Genomic DNA, 22,667 nt, shown 5'->3' with positions numbered 1-22,667 from the left:
ATTGTTGAAGAACGAAAATAATGAAGTAGTACAAGTCCTTTTAAAAAATACGCCGGTGCATACTGGAAACCTTACATACCCCATATACTTGTCAGTACTTGGGTGGGCTAAAGGAACCTATACTTTTTACTTGTATGAAAATGATAATATTTTACTTCAAAAAAAATCATTTAAGCTTTAATTGTATGGACTATTGATTAATTTTGCATTTCAAATTAAACCATGAATTCACCAATAAGCTTTATCATCATCTTACTCGTTTTTTTAGGAATCGAGTTGTACATTTATTTTTGGTTACGCTCCTATTGGCAGGAAACGAAGATAAAATACAGGAAAATAGTAAAGTACTTATACCTGGGAGTGACCTCCTTGGCACTCGTTTCATTACTGTTAATTTTAACCGTTAGAGATTATAGTTCAGTAGCGATAGCAAACATTTTTATCGGTGTTTTTATCATTAATCTTATTACAAAATTGGTCTTATTGCCATTTGCCTTGCTAGATGATGTCAGAAGGTTAGGCTTATTTACAAAAAAGAAAATAGAACATTCAGATAAAGGTATTAATCGTTCTGCTTTTTTACAAAAGGCAGGCTTGTTAACTGCAGCTATTCCGTTAACAGCGTTAACCACCGGAGTTGTTATTGGTGGGGCGTATCGTTATAAAATCCATAAAGAAAAATTAAGTTTTAAAAATTTCCCTAAAGCTTTTAATGGGTTAAAAGTAGTGCAGATTTCTGATATTCACTCGGGAAGTTTTTACGACAAAGAGGCGGTAAAAAGAGGCGTAAAAATGATCATGGATCAAAAGCCAGATTTGGTTTTTTTTACAGGTGATATTGTGAATGAACAAGCAGTGGAAATGGATAATTATTATGAAGTGTTTGATAAAATTAAAGCTCCCTTAGGGGTGTATTCCATTCTTGGGAATCATGATTATGGCGATTATCACAATTGGGAAAATAATGAAGCTAGGGAAGAAAATTTTGAAGCGATAAAAAAAATCCATCAAAAACTAGGTTGGAATTTATTGCTGGATGAACACATTTATTTAGAAAGAGGAGGGGAGCGAATCGCTGTGATTGGAGTTGAAAATTGGGGTGCAGGATTTCATCAAATTGGAGACTTAAAGAAAGCGTATAAAGGTTGTGATGCACCCTTTAAAATATTATTGTCTCATGATCCTACGCATTGGGACAAGCAAGTTACAGTTGATTTTAAAGATATTGACTTGACTTTAAGTGGGCATACACACGGTGCTCAAATGGGTATTGAGACACATGGATTTAAATGGAGTCCAATTCAATACAGGTATAAAAAATGGGCAGGCTTATATGCATTAGAAAATCAAAAACTTTATATTAATCGTGGTTTTGGATTTTTAGGCTACCCTGGTAGGATTGGTATATGGCCAGAAATTACAGTTTTAGAATTTGAACATAACGCTTAATGGAAACAACAAACATAGAATCAGTGGCCTATTTGGTTGCCATTTTAACCAAGAACGATATTTCAGAGGTGATTGTATCTCCAGGCTCAAGAAACGCACCGATTACTATCGCCTTAGCGCGACAGTCGGATATTAATATACACCTTATTCACGACGAACGGGTAGCTGCTTTTGTGGCTATTGGAATGGCGGATGAATTAAAAAAGCCAGTAGCCATAGTCTGTACTTCAGGATCGGCTGCACTTAATTATGCTCCAGCTGTTGCAGAGGCTTATTACCGCCTAGTACCTTTATTAGTTATCACAGCCGATCGCCCAGCCTTTTTAATCGATCAAGGTGATGGACAGTGTATTCGTCAAAATGGAATCTATCATAATTTTATTAAGGCAGAATTTAAATTGCCAGAACAGGCTAGTACAGTAAAAGAAATGGAAGAGGTAATTGCTACTGTTGAAGAAGCTATTCAAAGTGTATCTAGTATTCCAAGGGGACCTGTACATTTGAATGTTCCTTTATATGAACCCCTATACAATGTGGCGGAGTTTAATCCAGGACAGGCAATAAAAAAAGTAAATGTTCCCAAGCCTTTACCTAATGTAAAGGAAAGTAAAATAAATGAATTAGGAGAAATTTGGCGGCAAACAAAGCGAAAATTAATCATCATTGGTCAGTTAAACGAAGGACAGGATTTGAAGCCTATAATCGATCAAATTGCAGAACAACGTTCAGTCGCTATTTTGGTAGAAAACACCTCTAATCTTCAAAACTTTCAACGATATTGTCACAATATCGATAGAACACTAGCCATGATTAGTGAAGCAGAAATTGAAAATTTTGAGCCAGAACTAATTTTGCAAATTGGTGGGGCAATTGTTTCAAAAAAAATAAAAGTCTTTTTAAGAAAAGCAAAAGTAAAGCATAATTGGCGTTTGGGATATCGTCTAATTCAAGAAGATACTTTTTTATCGAAGACAGCTACCTTACAAATATCGCCCATCACTTTTTTGAAGGTATTGTCAAACCAAGAAGATACAACGAATTCTAATTTTGCTAATCTCTGGAAAACTAAAGATTTACTAAGTATAGAAAAACATCAGGATTTTATCCTCAATGCGCCTTATTCCGATTTGGCCGTGTTTGATCTTCTTTTAGATACCCTTCCAGATGATAGCGCTTTGCAAATGGGCAATAGTTCCGTTATTCGATATTGTCAATTATTTAATCCTGTGCAAGGCTTAAAGTATTATGGAAATCGTGGGGTTAGCGGAATTGACGGGTCAACGAGTACTGCGGTCGGTATGGCTATTGCAAACCCGAATCAGTTGGTGGTGTTAATTACAGGGGATATCTCATTTTTTTATGACTCAAATGGTTTGTGGGTGAGTGATTTGCCAGGTAATTTAAGGATTTTCCTTATCAATAATAATGGTGGGGGGATATTCAATATTTTACCTGGTTCTAGAGGAGCAAACGAAAATAAATTATTTGTTGCACCACATCAAGCAAATGCAAAAGGGATTTGTGAAGCTTATCAAGTTGATTATAAAAAAGTATATACTTTAAAGGAAGTGGAAGAAAACATGTTTGATTTTTATCAAATTGAAAAGAATGCTCGGCCTAAATTAATGGAAGTTTACACCGGAGAGGCGAATAACCATGTTGTCCTTTCAGACTATTTTAAAATGCTTAGTAGTAAAAATTAATACGTTAATTCCGTTAACTTAAAGTCCGTGCCTATTTATGGGGGATTTTAAGAGAAAAAAATGCTTTGGCACCATTACACTTAGCTAACCGCTATTGCAAGAACTAGATTTAGTCTCCTTAGTAAAAAAGGTGGATATTTTATGCAAAGCAACAAGTGCAAGTGTTTTTTCACCCTAATTCTGTTTGGTATCAGGTATTAATTGATTACCTTAATTTTTGATAAAAGCGTGTGGTATGTATGTCGTTGCTTAATAATTAAACTTTTAGTTCTGTTTGTTTTTTTATAAATGCGAGTGTATTTATCCATTTTACGTCTATTTTCAAGGTGTTCTTTTGTTCCTGTTTATGAATTGCATCCTAAAAGCTGACTTTTTGGATTAAATAGACATTGGTAAGTCGTTAAAAACTTTTAATAAAATGATAGATATAAGATAATTTTATCACTAATTTTGTGGAAAATATTTTAAAGTATCTCATGGAAAAGAATACCCAAGAATTAGCAACCCTAGAACAAGCGACAACTTTAGGTCTATTGCCAGAAGAATTTGAACAAATCAAATCAATTTTAGGTAGAACACCAAATTTCACAGAAATGTCTGTGTATTCAGTAATGTGGTCGGAACATTGTTCTTATAAGAATTCAATTGCTTGGTTAAAAAAATTACCGAAAGATGGTCCACATATGTTGGTAAAAGCAGGTGAAGAAAATGCTGGTTTAGTAGATATAGGAGATGGTGTTGGTTGTGTATTTAAAATAGAATCTCATAATCACCCTAGTGCATTAGAACCTTATCAAGGTGCTGCAACAGGTGTTGGTGGAATTAATAGAGATATATTTACCATGGGAGCGCGACCTATTGCACAATTAAATTCCTTGCGATTTGGTGAAATTGAAAAAGATAGAACCAAATGGTTAGTAAAAGGAGTGGTAAAAGGAATTGGTGATTATGGTAATTCTTTCGGTGTTCCAATTATCGGAGGAGAACTAATGTTTGACAAGTGCTACAACACAAATCCATTGGTAAATGCATTTTCAGCAGGTATTTTGGAAGGGAAAATGATTTCAGCAACGGCTTCAGGACCAGGAAATCCTGTTTATATTGTTGGGTCTGCTACCGGAAAAGATGGTATTGCAGGAGCAGCTTTTGCTTCAAAAGATATCACTGCAGAGTCTGCAGATGATTTACCTTCAGTACAGGTTGGAGATCCATTTCAAGAAAAATTATTGTTAGAAGCTTCTTTAGAATTAGCTAAAACAGATGCAGTAGTAGGAATGCAAGATATGGGAGCTGCAGGTATCACCTGCTCTTCTTGTGAAATGAGTGCGGCAGGAAATGTAGGGATGGACATTGATTTGAGTAAAGTGCCTACCCGTCAATCAGACATGAAAGATTGGGAGATTTTATTATCTGAATCTCAAGAAAGAATGTTAGTGGTGATTGAAAAAGGAAAAGAAAAAATAGTAGAAGATATATTTGAAAAATGGGATTTACATGCTGTTGAAATTGGTGTAGTAACCGAAGGTGGTACTATTAACTATTTTATGAATGGTGAAAAGGTAGCAACAGTTCCTGCAGAATCTTTAGTGTTGGGCGGTGGAGCACCAGTTTACCATAGAGAATACACAGAACCAGCATATTTTCAAGAATTCAAAAAGTTTAACATTGATGATGTTGAAGAACCTAGTGATTTAAAAGAAGTTGCCGTTAAGTTGATTCAAAACCCAAATATTGCTTCAAAAAGATGGGTTTACGAACAGTATGATTCCATGGTTGGTACAAGAACCATGACGACTAATAATCCTTCAGATGCAGGCATTACTAACATTAAAGATTCTAATCGAGCGTTAGCAATGACAGTTGATTGTAATTCAAGATATGTAAATGCTGATCCGGAAATTGGGACTCAAATTGCAGTTTCAGAGGCGGCTAGAAATATTGTAGTTTCTGGTGGTATTCCAAGTGCAGTGACGAACTGCTTAAACTTTGGAAATCCTTATAACCCAGAATGCTATTGGCAGTTTGTTGGTGCTATTAAGGGAATGAGTGCCGCTTGTTTAAAGTTTGGTACACCAGTAACTGGTGGAAATGTATCTTTTTATAACCAAACTGTAATTGATGGTAAAGAAGAACCTGTTTTTCCAACGCCTACAATCGGAATGATTGGTGTAGTAGAAGATAAGGATAAAATTATGACCATGAATTTTAAATCTAAAGGAGATTTAATTTTCTTAGTAGGTGAAAGTAAAAATGATATTTCTTCCTCGGAGTATTTAGTTTCTTATCACGGAATTGAAGCTTCACCAGCGCCTTATTTTAACTTAGATAAGGAATTTGCCCTTCAGGAAACAATAAAGTCTTTGATTAAAGGTGAATTGATTAACGCTGCGCACGATTGTGCTGATGGTGGTTTGTTTGTTTCCCTTTTAGAAATGGCCATGAATAAAGATTTAGGATTTGATATTGTTTCGGATTCTGAAGTGCGAGAAGATGCATTTTTATTCGGAGAAGCGCAAAGTAGAGTCGTTGTTACCGTGAATGAAGACATGGAAGATGAATTTCTTGAAACTATGATGAAACAAAAGGTTCCTTATACTTTATTAGGACATGTAACAAAAGGTAAAATTTGCGTGGATGATGAGCATTTCGGATTTGTTTCGGAAATGAAAGATATTTACGATCATGCTTTGGAAAATGCCTTAGAGAATTAAATTAATTTTTAATAAAAGTTTATAAAAAGGATTATCGTTTCGATAATCCTTTTTATTTTTATATACTTTACAAAAGACAACTTAAAAATGACTGCAACGCAAATACTCCCTAATTTATCAGAAAGTGCCAGTGTGTGGGTTTTTCAAGCCAACCAAAAATTGAACGAAAAACAAATACTTTTTATCCAAGAATCTTTACAGGATTTTATTCCAAATTGGTCGGCACATGGCACCAACTTAAATGCCAGTTTTGAGGTGTTAAATTACTTGTTTATTGTCGTTGGTGTAGACGAAGAGTTAGCAACTGCCAGTGGTTGTTCTAAAGATAGTTTAACGCAAAAAATTCAAGCCATTGGTAAAGCTATTGAATGTGATTTTTTTGATAGAATGACCATTGCTTATGAAGCTACTTCGAATGAAATAGAATTAATTGATTTTGCTAATTTTAAAGCAAAAATTCAAAGTGATACCATTAGACAGGATACCATTGTATATAATAATTTGATCAGTACTAAAGCTGCCTTACTTAAGGATTGGCGAGGACCATTAAAAAATAGTTGGCATGCTAGTTTAATGCCTATTCAATGAAAATATTAAGTGTTTTATATATTTTTATGTCGCTTTGTGTTCATGCACAAGTAAACGGAGAAAACACCATTCTTGATTTAGAGAAAATTGACAAAAAATTGCTCAATTTATTACTCATTGATTATACAAATGAATTAAGAGGAAAAAGAAAAAAAGATACACTCTCCAATTATCCCAGTCTTTCCAAAGCTGCGCGTTACCATGCCAAATACATGGGGTATTATCAATATATTGGGCATCACCAACAAAGAAAAGGATATCGAACTGTAAAGGAAAGGTTGATTAGTATGGGGGGAGATGCTAATTTTGTTGGTGAAAACGTACAAATGGTTCCTTTAACGAGTTGGGTAAAAAATAGTAAAACGGATTTTACTTATGGAGAGTTAGCGGAAAAGCTAGGAGAAAACTGGCGAAAGTCAAAAGGACATTACAATAATATGATCAATGAACATTATACTGGTGTTTATCATGGTTTTTACTTCATTGATGGTAATTTATACGCTTGTCAGGTTTTTAGTTCTAAACCATTTGAACCAAAATTCGACTACATACCCGGACCAGATTTAATAGTGAAAGACAAAGAACCTTGTCTAAATTGTAAGCAAACAGATAAAAAAATATTGGACGAGAAAATATTTGTAGGATGGTATACGCTTTCGAATGATTCTATTTATTATGAAAATTTAAAACGCGTATCCAATGCCAAATCATTTGGTTTTTTTGGTAAAACATTCCAAGTGCCATTGTATAATTATAGCCGTAAAAATATTGGCAATAAAAACGGTGTAATTGCGGTAGATGTAATACACCAAACACAATTCAGTTGTATTGGGGACGAAAATTTTTCCTCCAAATTATACGCAGAGGGGTACCATATTGGAAATGTGGATAAAAAAAAGATGAAGCTTGAAAATATAAGTAAAAATCCAGCTTTTTATAAAGTGTATGTTGGTCAATTACCCGCGTTTAAAGATCCCTATTTTCAAATTGATTATCATTTAATTAAAAAGAAAAAACCTTGTGCAGTTTATAGTATCATTTATGTAAAACCTGATTATTTAACTCCATGGGAATACTTTAATATTAAAGAACCGGTTAAAAGTCAAGACAATCGTTACACTTTGACGGATTCTATTTTATTGAAAATACCATTTGAAAGTGGTAAGGTGGATGAAGACCCACAAGTTTTTACCGAATTAATCCAAGAGTTACAAAATGTTACCCAGGCGGGATTTGCTATCCAACAAATACACTTTACAGGAATAGCTTCAATAGAAGGTAATAAAAATGGTAATAAAGCTTTAATTTTAAGGCGTGCTGCGGCTATCAATAAAATTATTGCAGCCAACTATTCCGGCTTAAATATTTCTACGGAATACAATGAAAATTTTGATGATTTTAGAACTGGTTTGGCATTGTCGGGACAAAGATCATGGGCAGATAGTTCTGATTTGGTGTTGAGAAATTTCGCAAATAAAAATAGTAAAAATAAAGAGGTTAAAGAATTATTGGACCAGTCAAGGCAGTCGGAAGTTTTAATCGTTTTTCAAAAACAATTTACAGACACGGTATTAATGAATCCTACCATTCAAAAATTGTATGCTATACTGGCGGAAGAAAATACCCTAAATGCCACATTGACCTTCCAGGTTTTAGCCAATATAGCATTGAAAACAAATGACAGTCTTCTGCTTGCAGATTTGCTTGCTGTGCCTATTCCTGAGAATGATAAATGGGGAGAGATGATGTGGGACCAACTGGTACTAAAACAAAAAGTAAAGCATGATCCAATAACACCTATTGAGTTAAAAAAGATTTATGATTTTGGAGGCATAAAAGATGAGGTAACTTATTTAGAATATCGATTAATGTATAACTTGTTTCAAGATAATAATGCTTTTGATGTGTCTGATTTTGATAAAGTGTATGCGGGCTTGAAAGTGAAGAAAACACAAAATTGGCTTCAGGCATTAAAGATTATTAGCGAAGATTTAGATTACGACCAAACGGAAACATTTAACTTAAAGCTTGTGCAGTTGGCAATAAAAGGGCGATTCGACCAATTTCAAACTTACTTTGTGAGCCAATATCTTATACGTTATCAATATTTAAATGAAGCTAAGTTATTACTGAAAAGATACGCAAAACGAAAACAACAGTTTCCTAAATTGTACAGGCAATACTTAAAGCTATCTTATTATTTTAAAGAATTTGAAAAAGAGAATGAGTTTAAAAGAAATCTAAATATTTTTAAGAACCTACTGCAGGTAAGTGATTCCGAGTTTTGTAAACTTTTTGAATGGCGTGAAATGGGCGTAAGAATATTAAAGTATAAACAATTGGCGGAACTTTTTTGTGAAAATTGTCGTACAAGTTCATGAATGACAATCAATGTTTTGTAAATTTAATTACATTTGTCCAAGAAGTATGTTGATAAATAAATGGAATATAATAATGGTTAAGCTCCTCAAGTCGCTCACGCTACTAGTGTTTTTAATCCTGTTATCCCCTAGTTTATTTGGTCAAGGTAATGATTGGTTTAAGCTTAAAAAAGCAGAGAAGCTTTATACTTATGGGAAAATAAATGGTTCCATATTAAAATATAGAAATGTTTTAGAGAATGATCCCAATAATGTAATTGCTAATTATGAGTTGGGTCGAATTTATCTTATTAATAAAGAGATTTACGATCAAGCAGAAAAATATTTCGAAAAAAGTATCCATAGTTTTGGAGAAAAGGATAGCTTATATTTAGCCTATTTTTATTTAGCGGAAACAGAAAAGTTATTAGGTCAATATCCAGAAGCGATAGAAAATTACACCTTTTTTAAAAAATATGGCTTAACCAAGAAAAATCCAAAAAAGATTTTGGCCTCCGACATTGATTTAAAAATTAATGAATGCAAACTGGCGAAATTAGCCATAGCGGAAAAAGAGTTAATGAATATCGAGGTCGTCAACTTGGGGTCAGATATTAATTCAGAATTGAGCGAATATTGTTCCATCTTTTTTAATGATACGAAGCAGTTGATGTATACCGCAAGATATCAGGATAATAAAAAGGAGCGAAAATATTTAGATTTAAAGTATTATGAAGCTGGTTATAGTCAAACAGACACTAGTGCGCCTAAGCCTTTGCGTGTAGATGATGCAAAATTAAACAGGGTACATTTTTCTGTCGTGAGTAAATCTCCAAGTGGAGATACCATTGTTTTTTATAAGGACAATAAATTATGGCTATCTATTAAAAATCAGGAAGGAATTGGGAAACCTGAGTTAATGCCTGAGCAGATTAACCGCAGTTATTATCAACCACATGGTGTTTTTACACCAGACCAAAAATATTTTATTTTTAGCTCTTCGGATAAAAAAATTCAATTGGATCTCTACATAGTCGAATTAAAAGAAGATGGTTCTTGGTCAGAAGCAATGCCATTGAGTGATAAAATTAATACAGCAGCCAATGAAGACAGTCCTTTTTTAAGTGCAGATGGTAACATCCTTTACTTTTCTTCTGATAAAAGTGGCGGTTTTGGTCAATACGATATTTACCGATCTATTATGACTAATGGAGAGTGGGGAATTCCTGAGAATATGGGAATACCTATTAATTCACCAGGAAATGATATTTTCTTTACGATTAATGAAGATGGTGAGACAGGTTTTTTATCCTCAAACAGAGGTGGTGGTTTTGGCGCCATGGATATTTATATGTTTACCAAAAAACCATATCCAACTTTTGATTGTGATTTGGCTTTGACCAATCCAGAGAATAACGTTTCTATGGACTTGTTGAGTGAACCTGTCAAAGATCAACTAGTTATTTTGGATGTTTCTAGGACTAAATTTAAAGACGCAAAAATTAGAAATACTTTTTGGCGAGTAGATGGTGAGGTGCTTAAGTTTGATCATGTTGTTTTAAATTATGTCTTTACATCTGCAGGAAAACATGAAGTGACAGCACAGATCTATGGATATGATAGGAAATTAGACACCTATGAAATGGAATGTGTCAATAAAACTATTGAGGTAGCTGAAGAAGGTCTCTTATTTTTGAATATAGACCTTGAAAGAAAGCAGAGAAAGGGAGAGTCCATAGCAATGCAGACACATGTTGCTAATTTGAATTACCCAAAAACTGCAACTTATAAATGGTATATTGATGGCGTGTACCACCAAGAGGGGGATACCATGATTAATTACACCTTTAAAGATACAGGGGTGCATGTTGTAAGAGTGGAAGCAAGTATAGAAGATCAATTAACCAAGGAAGAATTTAAAACTATATCGGAAAGAGCTATTTATGTTTATGATGAAAATAGTATATATGCTAGCAATTATATCGAAGTTCCAGAAATAGAATTGGTCGACAATATAAATCCAACCACTGGAAAAGTAAATGTGTTACAAGCAGAATTGTATAATTTACCTAATGATCGTAGAGTTTTTTATGAATGGTATATTAACAATGAAGTAGTAAAAGGAAGGACGACTAGTTTATTGAAATACGATTTTAAACCTTTAGAGGTTGTAAAAGTAGTGAGTTACATCATGCATGAAAAAGAAGAGCCTGAGTTCACATTAGAAACGACTAAGATAATACCGGAATTTTATGTTGAGGATACAGTACGCGCAGACGAATTTGCACATAATAATACTGCTTTAACGGATTCGATTCAAAAGAACAGCAATAATGCTAAGCATACAAATAATTCAGACGATAGCAAACAGCTTGAAGCTATTGCAGGACAAAATACGATAGACAATAATCCTGTTGAAACAGGTGCTTTGGGTACTATTAAACCAGTTTACTTTTCTTTTGACAAATACTATTTGTCGGCAGCAGCGAAGGTCATTATCAATAATAATATTGCAATATTAAAAGCAAATAAAGGATTTGTGATTGTATTAGAAGGGAATACAGATTCTTTTGGCGCTGCAGCTTACAATTTAAGGTTATCGGAAAAACGAGCGAAAGCAGTGTATGATTATTTAAAGTTAAAGGGAATTTCAGACGATCAAATCCAGGGAGTAAATAGCAATGGTGAAAAATTACCAAAAGCGGCAAATACCCTATCGAATGGAAAAGATAATCCAAAAGGACGTCAAGAAAATAGACGCGTAGATTTTACAATTGTTAAGCGATAGTTTTTACTTTAAATCAATTTTCCAACAGTACAGTAAATCGATTTAGATTTTAAGTATTTTTAGTATGAATTTTAAGCGAATTCTTCTACCTTTGGTTTCTTAATATTTGAAGAAATGAAAGCTTTGTATTTAAAAGAAATTCGTGGTTTTTTAGGTTCCTTAATCGGCTATGCTGTTATTGGTACATTTCTTATTTTAAATAGTTTGTTTTTATGGGTGTTTTCCTTTGGAACAAACATTTTAGAAGGAGGAACAGCAGATTTGGTGTCCTATTTTACTATTGCCCCTATCATCTTTTTAATATTAATACCTGCGATTACTATGCGTTCCTTTTCTGAAGAAAAGAGAACTGGTACTATAGAGCTATTATACACAAGGCCCCTAACGGATATGCAGATTATCCTAGCGAAATATTTTGCGGGTTTAACCTTGGTGATAATTGCAGTTTTACCTACTATTATATATTATATTTCTATTCATTTTTTAGGTAATCCCGTTGGGAATATTGATGATGGGGTAACTATATCTTCCTACATTGGCTTAATTTTAGTCGGAGGGGTATTTGTGTCTATTGGTATATTTGTTTCTAGTTTAACTGAAAATCAAATTGTTGCTTTAATTTTGGCCGTTTTTTTAACCTGGTTTATTTATCTTGGGTTTGATATCTTGGCTACTTATAGCCAATTTGGCGGAGCGGACTATTTTATTAGAAATTTAGGCGTGTTGACTCATTTTACTGCCATTCAAAAAGGCGTTTTGGTCTTGTCAGACTTGGTCTATTTTATATCCTGTATCGTGGTATTTATTTTAGCTACTAAACTTGTATTACAATCTAGAAAATGGTAAAAATGAGTAAAAACAAAAAGTCTTTGAAACGCTTAAGTATTATTCAATTTGCGAGTGTTATTGGAATAATATTTTTGTTAAATATTATTATTTCTACTTTTAATTTTAGGGTAGATTTAACAGAGGATCATAGGTATTCCCTTTCTGAGAATACCATCCAATTGTTAAAGGATGAATCCAAATTAAAGGAGAGAATATTTTTTAAAGTATATCTAGATGGAGATTTGCCTGCAGATATGCAACAAATAAGGAATAGTATTAGAAACGTATTGGATGAATTTATTGCCTATTCAGGAGATAAAATCCAGTACGAGTTTATTAATCCTTCCGCCGAATCGGACGATAGTTATAATCGTGCGGTGCAAGAAAAGATTTTTAATAAGGGGGAAGGAATTTTACCGACCTATATTAATTCCATGGATGCCGATAGTAAAGAACAATTAATTGTTTGGCCAGGAGCTATCGTGGAATATGGCGGACAGACGGTTGATGTTGTGCAGTTTTTTGATCGTGAGATGATTGTGTTGGGTGAAAATGTAAGTAACCTTGTCGATAAAACCATTAATGATATTGAATATAAACTTATTAGTTCAATTAGAAGGGTGACAAATGTAAATCCAAAATCCATTGGTTTTTTACAAGGGCATGGTGAGTTAAACGAAAATCAAACAAGAGAAGTTAGAACGGCACTTAAAAAAGATTATAGAGTTGGAGATATTGAAATTAATGGGCAAATTCAAGCCTTAGATGAAATTGATGCGCTTATTGTCGCAAAACCAACTACGCGTTTTACAGAAAAAGATAAGTTTGTGATTGATCAATTTATCATGAAAGGTGGTAAAGTAATGTGGTTTATTGATCCAATAAATGTCAATTTAGATTCCCTTGCCTTTACCGGGGAAACCATGGGACTGTCCATGGATTTGAACTTACAAAAAGATATGCTGTTTAAATATGGTGCCCGTGTAAATAACGATATTGTAATTGATGAAGTGTCTACCCATGAATTTGTGCCACCAAAACACATTAAAGCACCCGGACTTGCTTGGATATTTTATCCATTAATTCAGACAGGTAAGCATCCAATTGTAAATAACTTAGATCCTATTAAAACGGAGTATACTAGCTCCGTTGTACCAGTAAATTCGAATGATTTAGCGGTAAAGAAAACTATTTTGTTACAGAGTTCCCCAAAATCAAAAAGTTTAATGGCGCCTGTAAGGGTTAATTATGGTTTTGCATTTGAAGAGTATAAACCTGATTTTTCGAATCCTAAATTTGGTAATAATCCAATAGCTTTATTACTAGAAGGGGAGTTTACATCTCCTTTTGAAAATAGATTGAGTCCAGTATTTTTAAATGACTCGGCATATAAAACGACCTTTAAATCCGTGCCTAACAAAATGATTGTCGTTTCAGATGGTGATATTATTGATGGTTCTTTTATCTACTACCAACAAGGTAAAAAGAAAATGTCTCCTATTCCTTTAAATATTGATCGATTTAATGTCATGACAAAAAATGGTTCTCCTAAATTTCATTATGGAAATAAAGAATTTATCCTTAATTCAATAGATTATTTAATGGGAGAGGATGCGCTTATTTCTATTCGATCAAAAAGTATTTCTTTAAGATTATTAGATGATAAAAAAGTGAAAAAAGAAAAATCATTTTGGACAACGTTAAATATCTTGGTGCCAATTTTAACCATTTTTATTTTCGGGTTTATATTATTATTCATCAGAAAAAGAAAGTACGCTAAATAACATTTATGAAAAAAATCATTCCATTTTTATTACTCTTTGTATTGATTGGGTTAGGTGTTTACACCTACTTTTTATTGAATACTGAAAAATCCTCGTTGTCTAAAAACGCTTTATCTGATTTTGCAATTAAAGATACGGCTTCCATCACCCGTATTGTGATATCTAGTAGTATGGGAGATAAAGTGGATTTTGCAAAGAAAGATGGTAAATGGCAATACATAGATGGGGCTTGTATTCAACAGCACATGATTCATAATTTTTTAGAAACTATCAAATACATTGCAGTAAAGGCTCCTGTTCCAAAAGGAGCAGTTGAAAATGTTACCAAACAAACGCTTGGGCAACATAAAAAATTAGAAATATATGTCGACGGTAAATTAGCTAAAACCTGGTATATTGGATCAGCTACTGCAGATCATTACGGTACGTATATGATACTTGAAAATGAAGGAGAAGGTATTTCTCCTGAACCATTTATTACATTTATGCCAAATGTTTATGGCAATTTAGCAGATCAATTTTCTATCCGTAAAAAAGATTATGAATGCTCTGGTATTTTTAATTATGACCTTAAAAATATTAAACGCATTGAAGTTGTTGTACACCAAGATAGCAGTGTAAATTTTGAAGTAGGTATAAATGGTGAAAATATTTTTGAATTGACAAATAATACGAAGCCGGTATCTGATTTTGATACTACTAAAATACGCAGTTTTGTCGCTAATTTCAAAAAAATGCATTACGATACTAAAGAACCAATTATGCCTTTGGTGTTAAGAGATTCTATTTTAAATTCAGCACCTTATTATACGGTTACGGTTACCGACAAAAATGGTGTAGAAAATACCATGATTACTTATTTAAAACCTATTGAATTTGAAAAATATGACTACAATGGTGATCTTATTATATATGATCAAACTAATTTATTTGCAGTGATTCGCAAAGATCAATTTGTAGAAATTCAATACTTTGTATTTGACAAGATATTTAAAGATGTCAACTACTTTAAAATAAAATAATAGGAATGAATGTTTATTTAGACAATGCCGCTACAACACCAATGACAAGTGAGGTTGTAGATGCAATGACAACAGTTTTAAGAAGTAATTTTGGAAACCCTTCCTCTATCCATTCTTTTGGTAGAGAGGCAAAAGCCATCATTGAGAATGCAAGGAGAAGCATAGCAAAATTAGTAAATTGTGTGGCAAAAGAAATCATATTTACGTCTGGTGGAACGGAAGCAGATAATATGGCTATTTTATGTTCAATTAAAGATTTAGGGGTAAACCATGTGATTACTACTTCAATCGAACACCATGCGGTAGGACATGCAGTAGATGCGGCTATTGAAAAATATGGCGTCAAACTTTCGAAAGTAAAATTGACGGAAAATGGACATGTTGATTTAGATGATTTAGTGGCTATTTTGGAAGCAAATAGAGCAGATAAAATATTGGTTAGTTTGATGCATGCTAATAATGAAGTAGGCAATTTATTACCTATTAAAAAAGTGAGTGAAATTTGTAGAAAATATGAAGCTTATTTCCATTCAGATACCGTGCAAACAATGGGACATTATGCGATAGATATCGCGGCATTAGATATTGACTTTTTAACATGTTCCGCACATAAATTTCATGGTCCAAAAGGCGTAGGTTTTTTATATGTGAACAAAAACCTTAAAATTAACCCCTTAATAGAAGGTGGTGCACAAGAACGTGGCTTAAGAGGTGGGACTGAAAATATCAGTGGTATTGTAGGGTTAAAAACGGCATTGGAATTAGCAAATGAAGAAACTGCAAGTCACCAAGCACATGTTCAGGGATTAAAAACTTACATGATAGAAAGGTTAAGGTCAGAAATTGAAGATGTAAGATTTCATGGAGATATTGATCCAGCACATAGTTTATATACTGTACTTAATGTTTGCTTTCCTAATTTTAAAAAGCAGGAAATGTTATTGTTTATGCTAGATTTAGAAGGTGTAGCTTGTTCGGGTGGAAGTGCTTGTACAGCTGGTGCAAATATGGGCTCTCATGTCTTAAGAGGGTTAAATGCCGACACCTCTCGAAGTAATGTTAGATTTTCATTCAGTCGATTTACTACAAAAGAGGAAATTGATTTTGCCATGGAAAAAATTCATAAAATAATGAAAGAAGACTGATGAAATATTTTGGCATTTTTTGTGTTATTCTAATGCTGACAAGTCACGCTTGTCAGTCTGATAATTGGTCGAAATCAGAAAAAAAGAATTTTATAAAAATATGCCAAGATGAAGGTGGGTCAAATGACTATTGTGATTGCTTTCTGGAAAAACTGATGGAGCATACACCAATTGCCGAAGAATTAGAGCGATTGGATTATGAAACAAAAGTAGAATTGGCTAAATCTTGTGAATAATGAAAAGTAAAAAATATTATTTATTTTTAATTCCTTGCCTCGTTTTATTCCTTTCCTGTGGTAAAAAATCGCAAAATCGAGAAGTAATCTCTATGGAAGAACTCTTGGGCGAACAAAAAGAGATTGGAAAAGCTTCTTCCAATAAAGATACTTCGCAAATAGTACCTGAAACCTTGCCAGGAAAATTGGCCGCTGAATTAAGCCCGCATTATTTGATACAAGCGATAGATAAACCAACTTTTTTTGATCGGTTTTCCTTTCAACAAACTGTTAAGTCAAGCTTATTGTCTCCCAAAGACTCAAGTTGGTCAGCTAACTTGTTTATGTATCAATTTAAGGACAGCGCAGCTTTGTATAATGCTTTTAATAATTGGCTAGATTGTTTTGGAACCTCTTGCGTTGAAATTAATTTGTTAGAAAATAAAAGTAATGTAACAGAAGCAGCACTTTGGTGTGGTATTTACGACTCTTCTGTCGTTATTTTAAGGTTTACTCCGGAGACCTTTCCATTGAAAAATGAACTAAAGTCAAATGTTTTTAATGCCATGGAAAAAATGCCGACTTATAGTTTTGAAGTCGACGATCGAAAAGAATTAAAATGGCGGTGAACTGACTTGTAGTCAATAGAAAATATATTTTTAGATTAGTGAAGGTCTAATCTTATTTTTGACTATTTTCACGGGGAGTTATATGGCGCAGTTAAAAAATTATTTAAAATTCTTTCCACTTCAATTGTTTTTTCTTCATTTTAAGAAAAATCAAGCGCTTATGCTCGTTTGGTTGGTGCTTTTTGGAATAATTACCCAAAATGTGGCACTGTCTTTTGGTATCCCGTACCTGTTTCTTTCTCCCGAGTATCTGAATGAAGTTAGCAATTTATCTTATTTTATTCTTGGATTTGGTATTGGCGGTTTCTTTATGGCATTTCACCTCTATAGTTATCTTATACTTGGGCCTTCCTTCCCTTTTATTGCAACTTTAGCTCGACCTTTTTATAAGTTTTGTATCAATAACTCCTTTATTCCTTTACTGTTTTTAATTTTCCTCATTAAAAATATCTACCAATTGGAATACTATGAAGATCTTAAATCGTTGAATAATATTCATTTTTATGTCCTGTCGTTAGTGGCTGGTGTTGTAGCTTTTCTGGTAATTGCCATGCTTTATTTTAGGTTGACCAATAAAAATTCAGACAAATTTACGAGTCAAAAGGAAAACTTAGCAAAATCCATTTTTATCCGTCCCTTTACCTATATGAAACTAGGGGCATCTATTAAATACAGACCAGTGTATTACATGAAAAGTTTATTCGTGATTAAACAAACACGAACGGTGGAACATTATGACAAAGAAATGTTTGAAAAGGTTTTAAAACAGAACCAATTTAATGCCACTTTGTTTGAATTAATAGTTGTTTTTTCCTTCATTGGTCTTGGGTTGTTTCAAGGCAATGATGTCCTTTTAATTCCAGCGGCAACTAGCATCATGTTGCTGTTTACGCTGTTTATTATGATCTTTAGTATCATTTATTCTTGGTTGCGTAAATGGACACTTGCCATAATTGTGGTCTTGGCAGTTTTGTTAAATTATCTTTCTTATCATACCGAATACTGGTCCTTAAAAAGCTATGCTTATGGGCTCGATTATCAATCCAATGTACCGTATAACTTGAATAGTTTAATAGATATACAATACAATGATTCCTTGTTGGCAGCAGATTTAGCCACACACATAGAAATTTTAAAAAATTGGAAAAGAAAAGCTGCAAAAAGTCAAGGTTTAAGAAAACCAAAACTTATTATTATTAATGTCTCTGGTGGTGGTTTAAGGGCTGCATTATGGACTTTTAATGTAATGCAGAAACTAAATGAAGCTTTTGAAGGAAAGTTTATGAAAAGTACCCATCTAATTACTGGAGCTTCTGGTGGGATGTTGGGCGCTTCTTATTTTAGGGAACTTTATTACCAAGCAGATTCTTTAGGGATCAATTTAAATGATTCCACTTATTTTGATCAAATGGGAGATGATTTATTAAATAGTTTATCTTTTACTTTAGTGACCAATGATTTGTTTTTAAGAAGGGGAGACCATGATTTTCAAGGTAAAAGCTATGAAGCGGATAGGGGATTAATTTTCGAAAAAGATTTCAATGATAATACGGAATCCATACTTAATCAACCACTGGGGTATTATGTAACGCCAGAACAAAAGTCGGATATTCCATTGGTGATTTTATCTCCCACTATCGTAAATGATGGTAGAAGATTAATTATTGGTGCGCAACCTTACGGTTTTCTAAATGGGACTAATTTTGAATCTAAGGATGTAGGGCCTGAAAATATTGAATTAATAAAATTATTTAAAGATAATTCTCCCTACGATTTAAGTTTTTTAACTGCCTTAAGAATGAATGCCACATTTCCATATGTATTGCCTATGGTTAATTTACCAACCTCCCCAGAAATTGCGGCAATGGATGCAGGGATTAGAGATAATTATGGGATTAAAACAAGTTTAAGATATATTAAAGCATTACAAGATTGGATCAGTAAAAATACCAGTGGTATTATATTATTAGAAATTCGAGATATTAATAAAGACTATAGTTTGATGTCGCATAATAATATTTCAATTAAAGACCGTTTACTAAAACCAGTGGGCAATTTTTATGGCAACTATCTGCACGCACAAGAATATAATGCTTCAGAATTATTCGAATTCGCAGAACAATCTAATTTAGCAATAGATAAAATTTCTTTTCTTTTAAGAAAGAATCCAGAAGACAAAATATCTTTGAGTTGGCATTTAACTGAAATTGAAAAAGTTAAAATAAATAAGGCATTTGAGAATCAAACCAATCAAAAAGAATTGGTGAAATTAATACATTTGTTACGTTAAATTTTTAGAAGATAAAGATGGAAAATAGCTATCCGGAAGATGATATAGTTGATAAAAAATACCAAGGAGGAATTAAAGAAGATCCGACGAAGTTTCATTTTGAAAAAAAACCAATTAACTTATTAAGTAATATTCTAGAGTTTTTCAAATCAATATTTTCTATTAAGGAAGATTTAGTTTCTTATGCCGAAGTGGTAAAAGAGACAAGAGATGGGGTTGCTATTGCAGGATACAATGTATGGATTTTAATGTGTTCTATAGCCATTGCATCTGTTGGGTTAAATGTAAATTCTACTGCAGTTATTGTAGGTGCCATGCTTATTTCTCCATTGATGGGACCGATTCGAGGTATTGGGTTTAGTGTAGGCATAAATGATTTTACACTTTTGGTGCGTTCCTTAAAAAATTTAGGGATTACGGTCGGGGTTAGTTTAGGGGTATCTTTTCTTTATTTTCTGATTTCACCTATTGATACTATTACTGAGCAATTATTTATTCGTACAGAACCTACCTTTTTAGATGTTGTAGTTGCTTTTGTTGGTGGACTAGCTGGTGTTATAGCTGTAGTAAAAGGCAAAAAAGATACTGTTATTCCTGGTGTGGCTATTGCAACGGCATTGATGCCGCCACTTTGTACGGCTGGATATGGTTTGGCCGTTGGTAACTTTAATTATTTTTTAGGGGCTTCTTATTTGTTTTTGATCAATTCCGTATTGATTGCACTTTCTACTTTGTTAATTGTAAGATATTTTAACTTTCCTAAACGAGAGTATCTTGACCCATCCATAGAGCGAAAAGTAAAAACCTATATCATCATTTTTATGGTGGTAGTCATTGCGCCATCTGGTTATTTGTTTTATAAAATGACCAAGCGAATTATTTTTGAGAATAATGCCTTGGAATTTGTAAATAATGTGATTGTTCCAAGTACAAAAGGTAAAGTGTCTAGTACAATCGTCTACCATTCCGACTCTGCTTATATTGATATTATGATTCAAGGAGATATAATTGATGCAAAAACCAGGTCGACTTGGTTGGCACAGAAAGGAAACTACAACATTCAAGACGCAAGTTTAAACCTATTTCAAGGTGGGGACTATAAAACATTTGTAGATGAGAAATTAAAAGATATCCTAGCCAGTACAGGAGGAAATAAGGAGTTGGTTGCATTGATCATGGAAAAAGATCAAAAATTGAGCACATTGCAATTACAATTAGATGCGGTGGAAAAAAATAAAGCAAAAAATCAATTAAACTTAAAGGAGGTAATTCAAGATTTTAAAATAGATTACCCAGAATGTGCGCAAATTAATATCAACCAAGCTTTTTCTGTTAACAATGCAGGTGATTTAGATACTAACTATACTATTGCCATTCAATTTAATTCTGCTATTTCTAAGAAAGAAAAACTAAGTTTACAAAGTAAATTATCGCAGAAATTAAAATTAAAATTAGCGCAAAGAAATTATAATAAACAAGACAGTATACCTGTATACATTTTTCAATGATTAAAATAATTGCCCTTATATTTAGTTTGTTTTTATATGCACATACCAACTATGCACAACACTATACTGCTAGTTTGAGTACTGGATATAATCGAGTTGGTGTGTTTTTACAGCCTGAGTTTAAGGTGGGATTTAATGCCCACCATTTAAATTTTGGACTGAAAGTGTATGGTTACAATTTATTTTTCGCTAAAAACGTGGTCGGTCCTCAACTAGGTTACGAAATACATATTAAAAGCAAAAATGAAAAATTTGAATTTTATCCAGGCTTTTCAGTAGCCATTTTCAATGAAAAAAGAATTGCGAATAGTTTGATTTTAACGGAATTAAATCTCAGCAATAGTTTGTTGTACTTTTTGAAACCAAATGTAGGCCTCCATTCTAGTATTGGTATTGGCTATATATTAACACATGCGAACACATTTAACACAAATGAAACAACTAATAGCGCTTATCCAAGCTACCAAATTTCTTTGGGTATTTTGTATCGTTTTGGTGCTGCTGAATAACAGCTGTTCTAAAAATGCAGAATTACCCCTAGTTACTGTGTATGCCCATGCAGGGATGTCTTTGTATGAAGAACGGACCATTTATCCTGCTAATTCTTTTGAAGGCATTAAGCATAGTGTTGAAGTTTTAAATGCAGAAGGTATTGAAATTGATATTCAATTGACAAAAGATTCTATTTTGGTTTTGTTTCATGACCCTAAAATCACAAATTCACCTGGCTTTGATGGCTGTATAGGCTTGTATGATTGGGCTGTTTTACAAGACCTAACGCTCAATTATTCTACTTATAAGATTGTTCCGTTAGCAGAAGTTCTGGATTATGCCGTTGCAAAAGAAGTCAAAGTTTATTTAGACATAAAGACATTTAATTATTGTACAGGAAAAAGCTTTCCGTTAGAGGTGATGGCAGCTAAGCTAGATAGCCTGACAAAGGATTATTCTATACAACAGAAGAAGTTAATTGTAGCTGGTAGTTTTAATATTTCTCTATTGTCCCAAATTAAGCTTCCGAATTTATGTTTAGAAACCGTTAACCCCGATTCTGCAGTAAAATATGCGGAATTAAATGGCTTTAATTATATCGTATTTCCGACCAATGAAGTCGACTCTATTCAATCTCAGTCCTTAATTGATACCCCATTAAACTGGGGGGTATTCGGTGGTAAATCAAACGGTGAGATAAAAAATACGGTTGGTTTTCGGCCAAGTTTTATAATATCTGATAACTTTGTATTTACGCAGAAAATTACGCGATAATGGCTAAGCAAAAAAAAAATAAAATAAATGTTGTCTATTCAACGAATCCTAATTTTGGGTTCGAATTTGATGAGGATGAAGCACAGGAAACATTACCTAATGATGCTCAATTGTTAAGGGTCTTAATTGATAGAAAGCAAAGAAAAGGGAAAGAAGTTACCTTAATTGAAGGGTTTGTTGGAGAAGCGGAAGACTTAAAAGAGTTAGGAAAGACTTTAAAATCGAAATGTGGGGTAGGCGGAACGATTAAAGAAGGGGTTATTATTATTCAAGGGAACCACCGAGACAAGATCATGGACATTTTGAAAACGGATGGATATAAAGTGAAAAGAGTTGGTGGTTAAAAAAATCCCGGCTTTGATAATCTCTGACGACTACGCC

General features: G+C 33.2%; 17 protein-coding genes. All 17 read left to right on the top strand.

All coding sequences use genetic code 11. From position 1 onward, the window contains the following. Window positions 1-222 precede the first annotated feature (222 nt). Entirely contained in the window at window positions 223-1,449 is a 1,227-nt protein-coding gene (locus DNU06_RS11380) for a metallophosphoesterase (protein ID WP_111063460.1), read from the top strand. Next, a complete protein-coding gene (menD, locus tag DNU06_RS11375; protein WP_111063459.1) occupies window positions 1,449-3,152 on the top strand; it encodes a 2-succinyl-5-enolpyruvyl-6-hydroxy-3-cyclohexene-1-carboxylic-acid synthase in 1,704 nt (567 codons plus the stop codon). The genes DNU06_RS11380 and menD overlap by 1 nt, the downstream gene beginning before the upstream one ends. A 476-nt stretch (window positions 3,153-3,628) precedes the next feature. Next, a complete protein-coding gene (gene purL, locus DNU06_RS11370) occupies window positions 3,629-5,863 on the top strand; it encodes a phosphoribosylformylglycinamidine synthase subunit PurL (RefSeq protein WP_111063458.1) in 2,235 nt (744 codons plus the stop codon). Between the two features lie 87 nt (window positions 5,864-5,950). Next, window positions 5,951-6,451, top strand: a complete 501-nt coding sequence (locus tag DNU06_RS11365; RefSeq protein WP_111063457.1) for a hypothetical protein — start codon at window positions 5,951-5,953, stop codon at window positions 6,449-6,451. Further along, a complete protein-coding gene (locus DNU06_RS11360) occupies window positions 6,448-8,832 on the top strand; it encodes a CAP domain-containing protein (RefSeq protein ID WP_111063456.1) in 2,385 nt (794 codons plus the stop codon). Before DNU06_RS11365 ends, DNU06_RS11360 begins: the two co-directional genes overlap by 4 nt. A 73-nt stretch (window positions 8,833-8,905) precedes the next feature. Then, complete coding sequence (locus DNU06_RS18150; RefSeq protein ID WP_158526882.1) at window positions 8,906-11,599, top strand: OmpA family protein; 2,694 nt, start codon at window positions 8,906-8,908, stop codon at window positions 11,597-11,599. A gap of 114 nt (window positions 11,600-11,713) precedes the next feature. Beyond that, window positions 11,714-12,445, top strand: a complete 732-nt coding sequence (gldF, locus tag DNU06_RS11350; protein WP_111063454.1) for a gliding motility-associated ABC transporter permease subunit GldF — start codon at window positions 11,714-11,716, stop codon at window positions 12,443-12,445. A 2-nt stretch (window positions 12,446-12,447) separates the two neighbouring features. Beyond that, window positions 12,448-14,211 (top strand): gliding motility-associated ABC transporter substrate-binding protein GldG, encoded by a 1,764-nt coding sequence (gene gldG / locus DNU06_RS11345; protein ID WP_158526881.1) that lies wholly within the window; start codon window positions 12,448-12,450, stop codon window positions 14,209-14,211. A 5-nt stretch (window positions 14,212-14,216) separates the two neighbouring features. After that, window positions 14,217-15,233 (top strand): hypothetical protein, encoded by a 1,017-nt coding sequence (locus DNU06_RS11340; RefSeq protein WP_111063452.1) that lies wholly within the window; start codon window positions 14,217-14,219, stop codon window positions 15,231-15,233. Between the two features lie 5 nt (window positions 15,234-15,238). Then, window positions 15,239-16,378, top strand: a complete 1,140-nt coding sequence (locus tag DNU06_RS11335; protein WP_111063451.1) for a cysteine desulfurase family protein — start codon at window positions 15,239-15,241, stop codon at window positions 16,376-16,378. Further along, the gene (locus tag DNU06_RS11330; RefSeq protein WP_146239224.1) at window positions 16,378-16,614 is read left to right on the top strand and encodes a hypothetical protein; all 237 of its coding nucleotides are present in this window, start codon (window positions 16,378-16,380) and stop codon (window positions 16,612-16,614) included. The genes DNU06_RS11335 and DNU06_RS11330 overlap by 1 nt, the downstream gene beginning before the upstream one ends. After that, window positions 16,614-17,222 carry a hypothetical protein gene (locus DNU06_RS11325; protein WP_111063449.1) on the top strand — a complete coding sequence of 203 codons (609 nt, stop codon included), beginning with the start codon at window positions 16,614-16,616 and terminating at the stop codon, window positions 17,220-17,222. The genes DNU06_RS11330 and DNU06_RS11325 overlap by 1 nt, the downstream gene beginning before the upstream one ends. Window positions 17,223-17,382: 160 nt before the next feature. Next, on the top strand, window positions 17,383-19,512 hold the full coding sequence (locus tag DNU06_RS11320; protein ID WP_146239223.1) for a hypothetical protein: 2,130 nt from the start codon (window positions 17,383-17,385) through the stop codon (window positions 19,510-19,512). A gap of 17 nt (window positions 19,513-19,529) precedes the next feature. Next, window positions 19,530-21,020, top strand: a complete 1,491-nt coding sequence (locus tag DNU06_RS11315) for a TIGR00341 family protein (RefSeq protein WP_111063447.1) — start codon at window positions 19,530-19,532, stop codon at window positions 21,018-21,020. Next, window positions 21,017-21,529, top strand: coding sequence for a hypothetical protein (locus tag DNU06_RS11310; protein WP_111063446.1), 513 nt, complete (start codon window positions 21,017-21,019; stop codon window positions 21,527-21,529). Before DNU06_RS11315 ends, DNU06_RS11310 begins: the two co-directional genes overlap by 4 nt. Further along, the gene (locus DNU06_RS11305; protein WP_158526880.1) at window positions 21,453-22,286 is read left to right on the top strand and encodes a glycerophosphodiester phosphodiesterase; all 834 of its coding nucleotides are present in this window, start codon (window positions 21,453-21,455) and stop codon (window positions 22,284-22,286) included. The genes DNU06_RS11310 and DNU06_RS11305 overlap by 77 nt, the downstream gene beginning before the upstream one ends. Beyond that, on the top strand, window positions 22,286-22,630 hold the full coding sequence (locus tag DNU06_RS11300) for a translation initiation factor (RefSeq protein WP_111063444.1): 345 nt from the start codon (window positions 22,286-22,288) through the stop codon (window positions 22,628-22,630). Before DNU06_RS11305 ends, DNU06_RS11300 begins: the two co-directional genes overlap by 1 nt. The last annotated feature ends 37 nt before the right edge of the window (window positions 22,631-22,667 follow it).

Source organism: Putridiphycobacter roseus (genome assembly GCF_003234935.1).
Classification (GTDB): Bacteria; Bacteroidota; Bacteroidia; order Flavobacteriales_D; family Crocinitomicaceae; genus Putridiphycobacter; species Putridiphycobacter roseus.
This window is presented reverse-complemented; position numbering and strand designations above follow the sequence as displayed.